Genomic DNA, 12,008 nt, shown 5'->3' with positions numbered 1-12,008 from the left:
ACAGGACAATCCAGCACACCCACCCATTACTCACGACATTTAATTCGAGTAATTTATTGAAAACTCAAAAATACGAAGGCAACCGCAAACCAATAAATACATCAATTTGAAATGAAATTATCAATATTAGAAGGCGGGTCAGCGATTTTAAATACCCCGGAACTATTTCCAACTATCCCTTTACTTGAATCCATGAAGACGCGAATGCGCGCCTGATTGCCGTCAACCTGAACGATCTCGGCACGAACGTTCAGTGCAGTCGGAGCGGCAGGGCTCAGCGGTGATTCGTTGACCCACGGGACAAAACCACGCCCATTGTCATATTCGACCGAAAGCTTACGCTTTTGAACATCTCCAAGTGACGTCAGCGCATACGACAGGCGGCGAACCACCGGAAACTCTGCTGGCGAGACATTGACGTACCTAGCCGGTGCGATGAGCGGCTTCGCGGAACTCGGATTCCCGCTCGGCGTGAGAGCGCTGCCGTATCCATCGAAAACCGAAAACGTCGAATCGAAGGAGCCATCACGGTCCTTGTCGATCAGACAAGGGCGCTTATCCAACATCGGAATGAACAGCGACTTGGCGGCACTGCTATCGGACTGATCCTTGATCGTGCAGAAGGCAGTATTGCCATCTGGTTGATATACCAGAAATAGATAAGCCTCCGCAGCGAGCCGTTTTGACTGGCTAATCTGCGCGGGCTCAACCAGCCGAACCAAGCGAAGCGGAAGCAGCCGCTGCTCCAGAAATGGCACATCGGCTGTAACCTGCAACTCGCCTATCGGCCCCACTGACTCCAATGTCCAATAGGAATAGAGCTTTTCCGCCTGCGCCGCGCCAGAAGCAAAAACGAGCGCTATAACTACAAAGAAAGGCCGAAGCCTCACCCCAGCAGCCTCTGGTTCACGACCGCGCCGTCCTTGGTCAGCCGGATCGCCTGGGTGATCTCATCGTCGTCGGGGAGGACGGGTCGTCCCGCTTCCTTGTCCCAGAAGGCGCTGAGGAAATTGAACAGATTGCGCGCGAACAGTGCCGAGGTATCGGCCGCCAGCCGGCTCGGCACGTTGCGATGGCCGACGATCTTGACGCCGTGCTTCACCACGATCTCGCCGGCGACCGCACCCTCGACATTGCCGCCTTGCTCGACTGCGAGATCGACGATCACGCTGCCTGGCCGCATCGTCGCGATCTGTGCATCGCTGATCAGCCGGGGCGCAGCGCGGCCGGGGATCAACGCCGTGGTGATCACGATATCCTGCTTGGCGATATGCGCGGACACCAGTTCGGCCTGCGCCTTCTGATATTCCTCCGACATCTCGGTGGCATAGCCGCCGGAGCCTTCGCCCTCGATCCCCGCGACATTCTCGACGAAGATCGGCTTGGCGCCGAGCGACAGGATCTGCTCCTTGGTCGCCGACCGGACGTCGGTCGCGGAGACCTGCGCACCCAGCCGCCGGCCGGTCGCGATCGCCTGGAGCCCGGCGACGCCGACGCCCATGACGAACAGCTTCGCGGCCGAAACTGTCCCCGCCGCCGTCATCATCATCGGAAAAGCACGGCCATATTCGCCCGCCGCATCGAGCACGGCTTTGTAGCCCGAAAGGTTGGACTGGCTGGACAGGATATCCATCGACTGCGCACGCGTAATGCGCGGCATGAATTCCATCGCCAGCGCTTCGACGCCTGCTTTGGCATAATCGTCGACGCGCGCGCGCTCACCAAACGGATTGAGCCCCGCGACCAACCATGCCCCAGGCTTGGCGCCCTTCAGACTGGCAGGCGACGGCCCCTGGACGCCGAGCAATATATCGGCATCCTTCAAGGCGGCCGCGCGTGTTCCCACGCTCGCGCCCGCCGCCGTATAATCGGCGTCAGAGATCGAAGCGTCGCCGCCGGCGCCCGATTCGACCGCCAGCGTGGCTCCCAGTGCGATGAATTTCTTCACCGTCTCCGGCGTCGCCGAAACACGACGCTCGCCGGCCGCGTCCTCCTTAAGGACCGCGATTTTCATGTGCTTAGCGTCAGCTAGCGAGGAGATAGACGACGAGCATCACGACAAGCGCGCTCGCGACGGTTCCCCATTTGAACAGGCCGATAAAGCCGTCATAGGTCTGCTGATGCGCCTTCATGTCGCCATTGCCAGCCATGCTCATGTTCCCCTGCCAACATTTTAGTCCGGGGTGCCTTAGCCAGCAAAGTCGGCCGCCTCAAGCCCTGCTGATGGCAACTTTGCGAGGTCATCTTCTCTTCAGAAGCCATATTTCGTCCCAATGAAGCCGATGCATCCCGAACCGGCGCTCAATATGGTTCATGCCATTTCCAGCGCGATGTTGGTCAGGGAACCAAAGCGGTCGATCGACCGCCGGCTTTAAACCTGTCTTTACCACCCGCATGGCATATCGTCCCCTTACGGGACGGATGGAGCAGAAATGACGCCGAACGGGGTACGCGTATTGATGCTGATCGACGACGAGCCGGCGCAGCGCCGGTTGGTCTCGGCTCTCGCGTCTCGCGCCGGCTGGCGCACCGTCTTCGCGGGTGATTCCGAAACCGCGATCGCCATGCTCGGCACGCAGGACGGCATGATGCTCGACGCCATCCTGCTCGATCACTGGGTTCCCGATGGCGACGCCGGCAATCTGATCGCCGAGATCCGCGCGCGCCGCCCGGCGTTGCCCATCCTCATGCTCACCGCGGTCACCTCGGTTTCGACCGCGGTCGAAGCGATGCGCGCAGGCGCCACCGACTTCCTCGTGAAACCGATTGCGCCCGATCGGCTGTTAGCGGCACTCGACGCCGCGGTCGGCAGCGGCGCGTCGGCCGGCGAACTGCGCCCGCTCACCGAAAAGATCAGCCAGCCGCTAGCATTCGCGGAGATCGTCGGCTCGGCCCCCGATTTCCGCGCAGCGCTCGCCATCGCAGCCAAAGCCGCGCGCGCGCGCGTTCCGGTTTTGATCGAGGGCGAAAGCGGCGTCGGCAAGGAGGTGGTGGCGGAAGCGATCCATGCGGCGTCGCCACGCGCGCGCAAGCGGATGATCGCGGTCAATTGCGGGGCCATTCCAGGCAACCTCGTCGAATCGGCACTGTTCGGGCATGAACGCGGCGCCTTCACCGGCGCGTTCGAACGCCATACCGGCAAGTTCCAGGAAGCCGATGGCGGCACATTGTTCCTCGACGAAGTCGGCGAGCTGCCCCTGGACGCGCAGGTGAAGCTGCTGCGCGTGCTCCAGTCGGGAGAGATCCAGCCGATCGGCGGTCGCGCGGTCGCCGATGTCGACGTGCGCGTGATCGCCGCGACCAACAAGACATTGATCGACGAAGTGGCCGCCGGACATTTTCGCGAAGACCTCTATTATCGCCTCAACGTCGTCCAGGTGACGATCCCGCCCTTGCGCGAACGCCGCGAGGATATTCCTGCGCTTGCCCGCCATATGCTGACGCGCATCGCGCAGCAGCCGGGCCTGCGCAGTCTCGGCATCACCGATGAAGGACTGGCGTTGCTGACGTCCTATGACTGGCCGGGCAATGTCCGCCAGCTTCAGAACGCGCTGTTCCGCGCCGCCGTGCTGTGCGACGGCGATGCGCTGACCCGCGCCGATTTTCCGGAGATCGCCCGTCAGGCAGCCGATCCCCGTCCGCTTGCCGAGCGCATGGCGGGCAATCGCCTGACCGCCGCAGCCGACGGCGCAGGTGTCGCGCTCTACCGGGCCGACGGCAATCTCCGCCCGCTCGAGGAGATCGAGGCCGATGTGATCCGCCTCGCCATCGGCCATTATCGCGGCCGCATGACCGAGGTCGCACGTCGCCTTGGGATCGGCCGTTCGACGCTCTATCGCAAGCTGGGCGAACTCGGGATCGGCGACGCGGCCTGACGCCACCCCTGGCATCGCCATACAACCCGCGATTTTCGTCATTTTTCCGGAAGCAGAGGATCCAGCCGATTGACCGCCGCTGATTCGGCATGTCAGAAAATCGACCATGCGGGACCGGGCACTTTCATCCATCTGCTTGCTGGCAGCCATCGTCGGCCTGGCAGCCTGCGACCAGGCCACAACGCCCGGCAATGGCAATACCGAAGCCGCGCAGAAGGTGACTCCGGTCGATAGCGAACCCGTGGCGCTGGAAGGCGAACCGGACGAACCTGTGGGCACCTATGCCAACAGCAAATACGGCTTCTCCGTCATGATTCCGGAGGGGTGGAAGCAACTGACCGCAGCGGCCAACGAGGACGGCAGCATCTTCGAAGACAAGACGGTGGACGCCGATCTCCGCGCCTATGGCGCCGACAATGAAGGAGATACGGATTTCCAGCAGGCGATCGAGGCCTTGCGAGACGGCACCACCAATCCCGAAGGCGCGATGATAGGCGAACGCGAATATCGCGGCTCGGCCACGGCGGAGGGCGACCGTATCCGTATCCGCCTGCTCAAGACAACCAAGGGCGCGATGGTCAGCGCCATGGTGCGCTACCCGATATCGCGCGCGTCGACCCTCGATCCGATCGCGACGCGCGTGCTGGATTCGCTGAGCGTCACACCCTGACGCGCCCGCCGAGGGTTTCGCTCCACCGATACACTTTCTTCCAACATCATACGTTCAATCGCGATGTGTGCGATTGCCGCACGAGCATATCCAGGCTTGAATTTAACCGATAAGTTAAATACAAGCCTACCGTCATGCAGACCGACCCTCTCAGCGCGACCTTCGCGGCGCTTGCCGACCCCACCCGCCGCGCCATCCTTGCCCGGTTGAGCGAGGGGGAAGCGTCGGTGAATGATCTCGCCGCCCCGTTCGAAATGAGCCTGCCGGCGATCTCCAAGCATCTGAAGGTTCTGGAACGATCAGGTCTGATCAGCCGGGGCAAGGCCGCGCAATGGCGCCCCGCCCGGCTGGAGCCGATGGCGATGAAGCCCGTCAGCGACTGGCTCGATCAGTATCGCCGTTTCTGGGATGCGAGCTTCGATCGACTCGACGCCTATCTGAAGCGCATACAGTCGGGAGACGGCGATGTCCGACCAAGCTGATGGCCTCTCCGCGCGAGAGACACTTCATCTCGTCCGCGAATTCGACGCGCCGCGCGAGCTGATCTGGCTTGCCTGGACGAAAGCGGAAATGTTGATCGCCTGGCTGGGCCCCGAAGAATTTCCCGCGATCCACGCCGAGCAGGATTTGCGCGTCGGCGGCGCCTGGAGCGCCTGCCTCAAATCGCCGGAGACGGGCGCATTGCTGTGGCAGCGCGGCGTCTATCGTGAGATCGATCCACCTGCCCGGCTGGCCTTCACCTTCAAATGGGAGGGCGATCACGAAGACGGCCCGCCCGTCGATACCCTCGTCACCATCGCGCTCAGCGAACTGCCAGACGGGCGCACGCGCATGGATTTCATGCATCAGGGGCTCAAATCGACACAGAGCGCAGCAGGCCATCGCCATGGCTGGACCAGCAGCTTCGGCCGGCTCGACCAATGGCTGGCCAATGGGAACGCGAGGCTTCGATAAAAGGGAGAATCGGCTGTGAAACTCATCAACAATCTCGTCTTCAAGGGCAATTGCCGGGAAGCGTTCGAGCGCTACGCCGAGATATTGGGCGGAGGGATCACCGCAATGTTCGCGTTTGCCGACGCGCCGGAAGACGTCCCGATCGACGAGAAGGATCGCGGTCTGATCATGCATGCCTGGCTGCAGATCGGCGAGCAGGCGATCATGGGCTGCGATGCCCCGGCCGATTACGCACAGGAAATGGGCGGCTTCAGCGTGTCCTATCATGACGAGGACGCCGCCAGGAACCGCGCCATATTCGATGCTCTGGCCGATGGTGGCAGCGTGGAGATGCCATTCGGCCCCACCTTCTGGTCGCCAGCCTTCGGCATGCTGACCGATCGGTTCGGCGTGCCGTGGATGATCAACACAATCCCGGCCGAAGGCTGGACTCCGGGCCAGCCATGAGCACCAAAAGCGGCGGCAACGCGATGCTCTGGACCGGTCGAGCGCTGACCGGCCTGTTCGCGCTATTCATGATCGGCGCATCGGTGACACCCAAATTGTTGGGGATGCCGGTGGCGGAGGAGACGATGGCCGCGCTCGGCTGGCCTCCCGGTTACGCCTTTTCGATCGGCCTGATCGAACTGGCCTGCCTGATCCTGTATCTGGTGCCGCGCACGAGTGTGCTGGGCGCGGTACTGATGATGGCGTTGCTCGGCGGCGCAATGGCGACACAGATCCGCGCCGGCAGCCCGTTATTCAGCCACATCCTGTTCAGCCTCTACCTTGGGCTTTTCATGTGGGGCGGCCTGTGGCTGCGCGATCCGGCGCTGCGCGCGCTGTTTCCGATGCGGAGAGGCTGAGTCGGATCAACGCCAATTGCGATCCCGCGCAACCGCCTCACCGGCGGTGTCGAGCGGGTCGCCCGTCATCATCGCCTGCGCGGCCACCAGGACCGCCGGATCCATCGAGCCCGCCTGCCGATACTCGGTTGCCGCCTTCCTGGCTGCGCTCACCATGTTGTGCAGCGTCCAGTTTTCACCCGATCGGCAGGCGAGCCCGTCGATCCGTTCGGTCTGGAAGGTTCGACAATAAACCCCGTCGACGCTGCGGAAGCTGATCCCGATCCGTGTGGCGGCATCAGCGGGCTGGGCCGATGCGAGTTGGGTGTCAAGCGCATCGGCCAGCGCCCCTTGGGCGACCACGACACCGTCACTCATATGCACGGGCCCGGGGTCGTTCGCCATCCGGCCAGCGAACACGCCGATCACCAGCGTCGCCGCGATCGCCGCTGCGTTCATGAACCATTGCCGGATGGGCGCGCGTCGCGCACGCGCTTCCGCGATGTCTGTGACACTGGTGTCGAGCAAAGCCCTGAGCCGGTCGGGAACCGGCTGGTCTATCGTTCCGGCATAATGACCAGAGATACGGGCGCGCAGCGCACGATCCGCATCGACCTGGGCGGCGAGCGCCGGATCGGCCGCGATCGCCTGTTCGACGCGGCGGCGCGTGAGTTCGTCCAATTCGCCATCGGCATAGGCCATCAGCGTCTCGCGATCGATCGTCATGCCGCTTCCCCCAACTCGCGCATCAATGCCTCGCGCCCGCGCACCAGTCGCGACGTCAGCGTGCCCATCGGTATGTCGAGGATCTCGGCCGCCTCGCGATAGGCGAAGCCCTCCACCAGCACCAGCGCGATGGCTTCACGCTGTTCGGGCGGCAACCGGTCCATCGCACGGCCGACATCGGTGACCTCGACCGCCATCTCGATGCGCCGGTCGCCATCGTCGCCCACCATCGCCCCGGCTTCTTCGGGCGCGAAGGTCCGGTCGCGGCGGCCGCGCATCCTCACCTCGTCGATCCACAGATTGCGCATGATCCGAAACATCCAGCTATCCAGTCGCGTGCCCGGTTGCCATTGGTCGCGCGACCTCAGAGCGCGCTCCACCGCCATCTGGCACAGATCGTCACCATCGATCGCATCGCGCGACAGGCTCAAGGCGAAGCGCCGCAGCCGCGGCAGCAGCGTGAGCAAGTCGCTTTCGAACGCCATCAACGCATCACCATGTCATGTCCTTCAGGGATGAAACGGTCGAACTCGCGCGTTTCATCCTATCATGACGAAAAAGATCACACGAATTCCAACGCCAGCGGCTAGAATGCTCAAAATGCGGCGCATATCCCCCATGATCCTGTCATGCGTCATTGCCGTCACGGCCGCCCCCCTGCACGCGCAACTCGTGACCGCGCTTCCCCCGGTGGTGGAACGCCTGCCCGATGCGATCGATCGCACGATCGCCGGCACGCTCGATCGGGTCGAACCCGTCACGACGGCGGCGCGAACATTGATCGGCGACAGGACAAGGCGATTGCGCGACCTTGTTTCCACGCATCCCGACGCGCTCGAACTCGACGCCGACGGGGATCCGGCCGTGCGCGGCGAATTGATGCTCGTCGATGCCGCGCCGGATATGCTGCGGCGAGCGGCGGAGGCAGGATTCACCCTGATCGGCGAAGAACGCATCGATGGTCTCGACATCGTCTACACCCGCCTCGCCACGCCCAAGGGCATGAAGCTTGCTCGCGCGGAGAAAAGACTGCGCGCCATTGCCGGTGATGCGGCGGTCAGCGCGGACCAGCTTCACTTCCACAGCGGCGCGTCGGCGCCCATGCCCCTGTTCGCCATGGTCGGCCAATCCGCCTCCCCCCGGCCCGCCACATCGATCGGCATGATCGATGCGGGTGTCGCACGACATCCCGCGCTTAGCGGATCGATCGAACAGCGCGGCTTTGCCGGACCGCCCAAACCAAGCGATCACGGCACCGCGATCGCATCGCTGCTTGTCGGCGGCGCACCGATGCGGAGTCCCGCTGCGGGATCGCGGCTGTTCGTGGCAGACGTCTATGGCGGCAATCCGGCCGGCGGCAACGCCGCCGCGATCGCCCGGGCGCTGGGCTGGCTCTCAGTTCAACAGGTGCCGATAGTCACGATCAGCCTGGTCGGCCCGCGCAATCCGCTGCTCGAGCGCGTCGTTCGCGCGGCGCAAGCGCGCGGCATGATGATCGTGGCTGCGGTCGGCAATGACGGCCCCGCCGCGCCGCCCGCCTATCCCGCATCCTATGATGGGGTGATCGCGGTCACCGGCGTCGATGGGCGCAATCGCGCATTGATCGAAGCGGGCCGCGCGCTTCACCTCGATTTCGCCGCCCCCGGCGCGGACATGCGCGCCGCCGATGGCCGGGGTGGCATGGGCGCGGTTCGCGGCACATCGTTCGCCGCGCCGCTCGTCGCCGCATCGCTGCTCACGCATTATCCCAGCCCCGATCCCGCGCGACGCGACGCAGCCTATCGCGCGCTCGCCCGTGAAGCGATCGATTTGGGCACCAAAGGCTCGGACAAACTCTATGGCCAGGGGCTGATCTGCGGCACCTGCCGGGTTCGCTGAAAGAAAAAAGCGCCGTCCGGGATTAAATCCGATGCGCGCTCCGTTCTCCCAGTGACGGCGGCCTGACCGCCGGACTGAAGGGAAGGACATCATCATGAAGATTCTCCTGATCGCGAGCACGGCAGTCCTCGCACTGGCCACGCCGGCCTCGGCGCAATTGCTCGGCGGCAGCGGCCTTGGCCAGACCATCGGCGGCCTTTCTGGCGGGCTGTCTGGTGGATTGGGCTCCACCATGGGTGGAACAATCGGCCGCAGCGGGGAAACCCGGCTCGATCGCAGTGTCGATCGCCGCTCAGGCCGCGCGAGCACGCGTGCCTCGACGCGTCAGTCGGCAGATGGCAACGCCAACGGCCGTACCGATGTGATCGGCCGGACGATCGGCGGATCGGCATCGGGAAGCGGCAGCGGCTCGGCCGATACCGACATCACCGCGCAAGCGATCGGCACCGATGCGGTCCGCGGCGCCGTGCAGCCGACGGTCGGCCTGGTGCGCGACACCGCCGGCGGCGCGCGCAACGCGGCGTCCGCGACGGCAGCTTCGGCGGGAAGCAGCGCAAATGCGATCGGCGGCAGCGCAAATGCAGCCGGATCGCTGGCCGGCAGCGCACAGGGCGGCCTGGGCCAGCTCACCGCGGCGGGCAGCGGCGCGGCCAATGGCGCAGGCAATTTCGCCGTCCAGCCCGGCATGATGGTGGAGGATGCGAGGGGCCGCGCGATCGGCACCGTCCAGTCACTTCGCACCAGCGCCGACGGCACGGCGACAGCTCTGCTGATGACCGTGGGCGACCGCAGCGTCGCGCTGCCCGCGGGCAATTTCACGGCATCGGGCGATGCGCTGGTCTCCGCCATGTCGAAGGGCGAGGTGAAGTCCGAAGCGAAACGCCAGGAAGGCGCGGCGCCGAACGCTGGGGGTGGCGAACAATCCAGCGAATAATCGCGGCAGGCTTATCCCATGGGCCGATCGGGTCGGGTTTTCTTGAGCTCGGCCCGATTGGTTATGTGCGGTCGCGCCCCTTCCCGCTATGGACCCGGCATCACGATGAAATCGCCGGAGATTGGCGCTGATGTTCCGTTTCCTGACAGCGTTCCCGCTTCTCGCCGCCGCCGCTTCCGCGACGGCGCAGACACCAACGGCACCCACCGACGATATCTATGCCCCCGGCCGCGCCGTGGTTGCCGATATCAACCGGATCGTCACGCCCAATGGCGTGCAGGAGACCTTCGAAGCCGTGCTGGGCGGCGCGCGCCAGGTGGTGAATGTGCGCGGCGCCGATCGGGCGAATCCGATCCTGCTGTTCGTCCATGGCGGCCCCGGCGCGGTCGAGATGCCGATCGCCTGGTCGTTCCAGCGGCCATGGGAGGACTTCTTCACCGTGGTGCAATGGGACCAGCGCGGCGCCGGCCGCTCCTTCCCGCTCAACGATCCCAAGGCGATCGCGCCAACGCTCAAGCCCGATCGCTATCGCGACGATACGATCGAGCTGATCGAACTGCTGCTGCGCAAATATGGCCAACGCAAGGTCTTCCTGATGGGGCATAGCTGGGGCTCCATCGTCGGCCTGAGCGTCGCGGTGAAGCGGCCCGACCTGCTCCACGCCTATATCGGCATGGGCCAGGTGATCGATTTCCGCGAGAATGAACGCGTCGGCTACGAATGGACGCTCAAGCGCGCCAGGGAAACGGGCAATACCGAGGCGGTGCGCGAGCTCGAGGCGATCCGCCCCTATCCCGGCCCCGGCGCATTCGACATCGCGAAGATGACGACCGAGCGCAAATGGTCCGTCCATTATGGCGCGCTCGCCGCCGGTCGCGACAATGCCGATTTCTATTTCCGCGCGCCACGCCTCTCGCCCGAATATACGCCCGCCGATCGCAAGGCCTGGGACGATGGCAGCGCCTTCACGATCACGACCATGTTTCCGCAGCTTGCAGACGTCAGCTTCGCGAAGCTCGATCGGCTGGACGTGCCCGTGCTGATGCTGCTCGGCCGCCAGGACTACACGACGCCTTCAACGATCACCGCCCAATGGATGGATAGGCTTCGCGCGCCGAAGAAATCGATCGTCTGGATGGAACATTCCGCGCATCTGCCGATGATCGAGGAGCCTGGCCATGTGCTCTCGGCCCTGCTCGAGCGGGCTCGGCCATTGGCGGCGAAGAGCAAGACCCGCCGCCGAGCGGTCATGCAGGATGTGCCCTAGGCCACAGCTAGACGCATGAGCTCCGCTGTTTCTTCATCGGCAGGGAAGAAGGTTTCGAGCGTCAGCTCGGCCAGGGTGACGTCCTGCGCGGTGCCGAACACGGTGGTGGTGCTGAGGAAGCTCAGCACGTGATCGCCGACCATCAGCTTCATTGGCACCGCGATGCCCCCCAGATCCTGCGGCCGCGCATCGGGCATGGGTGGCACCGGATAGGATTCGAGTTCGGCCAGGAGTGGATCGAGCGCGCCATCGATTGATGCGCGTGCCTGCTCGCGCAAGCGCTCAATCAGGTGATGCCGCCATTCCGCGAAATTGACGATGCGCGGCGCGAATCCCTGCGGATGCAACGCCAGTCGCATCGCGTTGGCGGGGGGACCGAGCAGTTCGGACGGAATCCCCGCAAGCATCGCCGCGATGCCGCGATTGGCCGCGACGAGGTCCCAGCGCCGGTCGACAACCAATGCCGGCCAGGGTTCGTGCGCCGCCAGAATCAGGTCGATCGCGCGGCGGGCGCCCGCCATGTCGGGATCGTCGAGCGAGCGCTCCCCGAACAGCGGCGCAAAACCGGCAGCCGTGAGCATCGCGTTGCGATCGCGTAGCGGCATTTCGAGCTGCTCGGCGAGGCGCAGGATCATTTCGCGACTGGGCCGCGCACGCCCGGTTTCGAGAAAGCTCAGATGCCGCGTCGAGATTTCGGCGTCGAGCGCAAGATCGAGTTGGCTCATCCGCCGCTTCTGCCGCCATTCGCGCAAATGATCCCCAACGCCCCGTACCGCGACCATCATCGCAATCCTCCGTACTTGAACAGCGTCCAGCGAATAACGCGATGGCTGTTCAGTCGACATTACCTGCCAGGTAATCGACGCGACTACCTGGATCG

At 64.3% G+C, this 12,008-nt stretch carries 15 protein-coding genes; 9 read left to right on the top strand and 6 right to left on the bottom strand.

The window, feature by feature from the left end:
• Positions 1–101: 101 nt before the first annotated feature.
• From ACODTA_RS01420 to ACODTA_RS01410, 3 genes are read right to left on the bottom strand one after another with little or no spacing between them, the layout of a single operon-like run.
• Positions 102–890, bottom strand: coding sequence for a hypothetical protein (locus ACODTA_RS01420; RefSeq protein WP_489064019.1), 789 nt, complete (start codon positions 888–890; stop codon positions 102–104).
• Complete coding sequence (locus ACODTA_RS01415) at positions 887–2,014, bottom strand: NAD(P) transhydrogenase subunit alpha (protein ID WP_489064018.1); 1,128 nt, start codon at positions 2,012–2,014, stop codon at positions 887–889. Before ACODTA_RS01415 ends, ACODTA_RS01420 begins: the two co-directional genes overlap by 4 nt.
• 10 nt (positions 2,015–2,024) lie before the next feature.
• Positions 2,025–2,150 (bottom strand): aa3-type cytochrome c oxidase subunit IV, encoded by a 126-nt coding sequence (locus tag ACODTA_RS01410; RefSeq protein WP_222988015.1) that lies wholly within the window; start codon positions 2,148–2,150, stop codon positions 2,025–2,027.
• Positions 2,151–2,432: 282 nt separating this feature from the next.
• Here ACODTA_RS01410 and ACODTA_RS01405 point away from each other — a divergent pair, with 282 nt between their 5' ends.
• The 6 genes from ACODTA_RS01405 (at position 2,433) to ACODTA_RS01380 (ending at position 6,344) form a co-directional block, all read left to right on the top strand.
• A complete protein-coding gene (locus ACODTA_RS01405; protein ID WP_489064017.1) occupies positions 2,433–3,875 on the top strand; it encodes a sigma-54-dependent transcriptional regulator in 1,443 nt (480 codons plus the stop codon).
• Positions 3,876–4,011: 136 nt separating this feature from the next.
• The gene (locus tag ACODTA_RS01400) at positions 4,012–4,545 is read left to right on the top strand and encodes a hypothetical protein (RefSeq protein WP_489064016.1); all 534 of its coding nucleotides are present in this window, start codon (positions 4,012–4,014) and stop codon (positions 4,543–4,545) included.
• Positions 4,546–4,679: 134 nt separating this feature from the next.
• Positions 4,680–5,027: an ArsR/SmtB family transcription factor gene (locus tag ACODTA_RS01395; RefSeq protein ID WP_489064015.1), complete on the top strand. Its 348-nt coding sequence runs from the start codon at positions 4,680–4,682 to the stop codon at positions 5,025–5,027.
• Positions 5,011–5,499 carry an SRPBCC family protein gene (locus ACODTA_RS01390; RefSeq protein ID WP_489064014.1) on the top strand — a complete coding sequence of 163 codons (489 nt, stop codon included), beginning with the start codon at positions 5,011–5,013 and terminating at the stop codon, positions 5,497–5,499. The genes ACODTA_RS01395 and ACODTA_RS01390 overlap by 17 nt, the downstream gene beginning before the upstream one ends.
• Positions 5,500–5,514: 15 nt before the next feature.
• Complete coding sequence (locus ACODTA_RS01385; RefSeq protein WP_489064013.1) at positions 5,515–5,946, top strand: VOC family protein; 432 nt, start codon at positions 5,515–5,517, stop codon at positions 5,944–5,946.
• The gene (locus ACODTA_RS01380) at positions 5,943–6,344 is read left to right on the top strand and encodes a DoxX family protein (protein ID WP_489064012.1); all 402 of its coding nucleotides are present in this window, start codon (positions 5,943–5,945) and stop codon (positions 6,342–6,344) included. The genes ACODTA_RS01385 and ACODTA_RS01380 overlap by 4 nt, the downstream gene beginning before the upstream one ends.
• A gap of 6 nt (positions 6,345–6,350) precedes the next feature.
• Here the strand turns inward: ACODTA_RS01380 and ACODTA_RS01375 are convergent, their stop codons facing one another.
• Positions 6,351–7,049 (bottom strand): anti-sigma factor family protein, encoded by a 699-nt coding sequence (locus tag ACODTA_RS01375; protein ID WP_489064011.1) that lies wholly within the window; start codon positions 7,047–7,049, stop codon positions 6,351–6,353.
• Positions 7,046–7,534: an RNA polymerase sigma factor gene (locus tag ACODTA_RS01370; RefSeq protein WP_489064010.1), complete on the bottom strand. Its 489-nt coding sequence runs from the start codon at positions 7,532–7,534 to the stop codon at positions 7,046–7,048. The genes ACODTA_RS01375 and ACODTA_RS01370 overlap by 4 nt, the downstream gene beginning before the upstream one ends.
• A 187-nt stretch (positions 7,535–7,721) precedes the next feature.
• Here ACODTA_RS01370 and ACODTA_RS01365 point away from each other — a divergent pair, with 187 nt between their 5' ends.
• The 3 genes from ACODTA_RS01365 to ACODTA_RS01355 all read left to right on the top strand — a co-directional run bounded on the left by ACODTA_RS01365 (position 7,722) and on the right by ACODTA_RS01355 (position 11,128).
• On the top strand, positions 7,722–8,927 hold the full coding sequence (locus ACODTA_RS01365) for a S8 family serine peptidase (RefSeq protein WP_489064009.1): 1,206 nt from the start codon (positions 7,722–7,724) through the stop codon (positions 8,925–8,927).
• Between the two features lie 94 nt (positions 8,928–9,021).
• Positions 9,022–9,861 carry a hypothetical protein gene (locus tag ACODTA_RS01360; RefSeq protein WP_489064007.1) on the top strand — a complete coding sequence of 280 codons (840 nt, stop codon included), beginning with the start codon at positions 9,022–9,024 and terminating at the stop codon, positions 9,859–9,861.
• Positions 9,862–9,991: 130 nt separating this feature from the next.
• Entirely contained in the window at positions 9,992–11,128 is a 1,137-nt protein-coding gene (locus ACODTA_RS01355) for an alpha/beta fold hydrolase (RefSeq protein WP_489064005.1), read from the top strand.
• Here ACODTA_RS01355 and ACODTA_RS01350 read toward each other — a convergent pair.
• Positions 11,125–11,913 (bottom strand): helix-turn-helix domain-containing protein, encoded by a 789-nt coding sequence (locus ACODTA_RS01350; RefSeq protein ID WP_489064003.1) that lies wholly within the window; start codon positions 11,911–11,913, stop codon positions 11,125–11,127. The genes ACODTA_RS01355 and ACODTA_RS01350 overlap by 4 nt on opposite strands.
• Positions 11,914–12,008: the final 95 nt, after the last annotated feature.

Source organism: Sphingomonas sp. FG14 (genome assembly GCF_057809675.1).
The sequence above is the reverse complement of the archived record's forward strand: the minus strand, read 5'-3'. Positions and strand labels throughout refer to the sequence as shown.

Excerpts from the sequence above, each read along its gene's own strand:
- ACODTA_RS01355 (WP_489064005.1), top strand. The coding sequence starts at position 9,992 with ATGTTCCGTTTCCTGACAGCGTTCCCGCTTCTCGCCGCCGCCGCTTCC.
- ACODTA_RS01415 (WP_489064018.1), bottom strand. The coding sequence starts at position 2,014 with ATGAAAATCGCGGTCCTTAAGGAGGACGCGGCCGGCGAGCGTCGTGTT.
- ACODTA_RS01380 (WP_489064012.1), top strand. The coding sequence starts at position 5,943 with ATGAGCACCAAAAGCGGCGGCAACGCGATGCTCTGGACCGGTCGAGCG.
- ACODTA_RS01390 (WP_489064014.1), top strand. The coding sequence starts at position 5,011 with ATGTCCGACCAAGCTGATGGCCTCTCCGCGCGAGAGACACTTCATCTC.
- ACODTA_RS01360 (WP_489064007.1), top strand. The coding sequence starts at position 9,022 with ATGAAGATTCTCCTGATCGCGAGCACGGCAGTCCTCGCACTGGCCACG.
- ACODTA_RS01370 (WP_489064010.1), bottom strand. The coding sequence starts at position 7,534 with ATGGCGTTCGAAAGCGACTTGCTCACGCTGCTGCCGCGGCTGCGGCGC.
- ACODTA_RS01350 (WP_489064003.1), bottom strand. The coding sequence starts at position 11,913 with ATGATGGTCGCGGTACGGGGCGTTGGGGATCATTTGCGCGAATGGCGG.
- ACODTA_RS01395 (WP_489064015.1), top strand. The coding sequence starts at position 4,680 with ATGCAGACCGACCCTCTCAGCGCGACCTTCGCGGCGCTTGCCGACCCC.
- ACODTA_RS01410 (WP_222988015.1), bottom strand. The coding sequence starts at position 2,150 with ATGGCTGGCAATGGCGACATGAAGGCGCATCAGCAGACCTATGACGGC.
- ACODTA_RS01375 (WP_489064011.1), bottom strand. The coding sequence starts at position 7,049 with ATGACGATCGATCGCGAGACGCTGATGGCCTATGCCGATGGCGAATTG.
- ACODTA_RS01405 (WP_489064017.1), top strand. The coding sequence starts at position 2,433 with ATGACGCCGAACGGGGTACGCGTATTGATGCTGATCGACGACGAGCCG.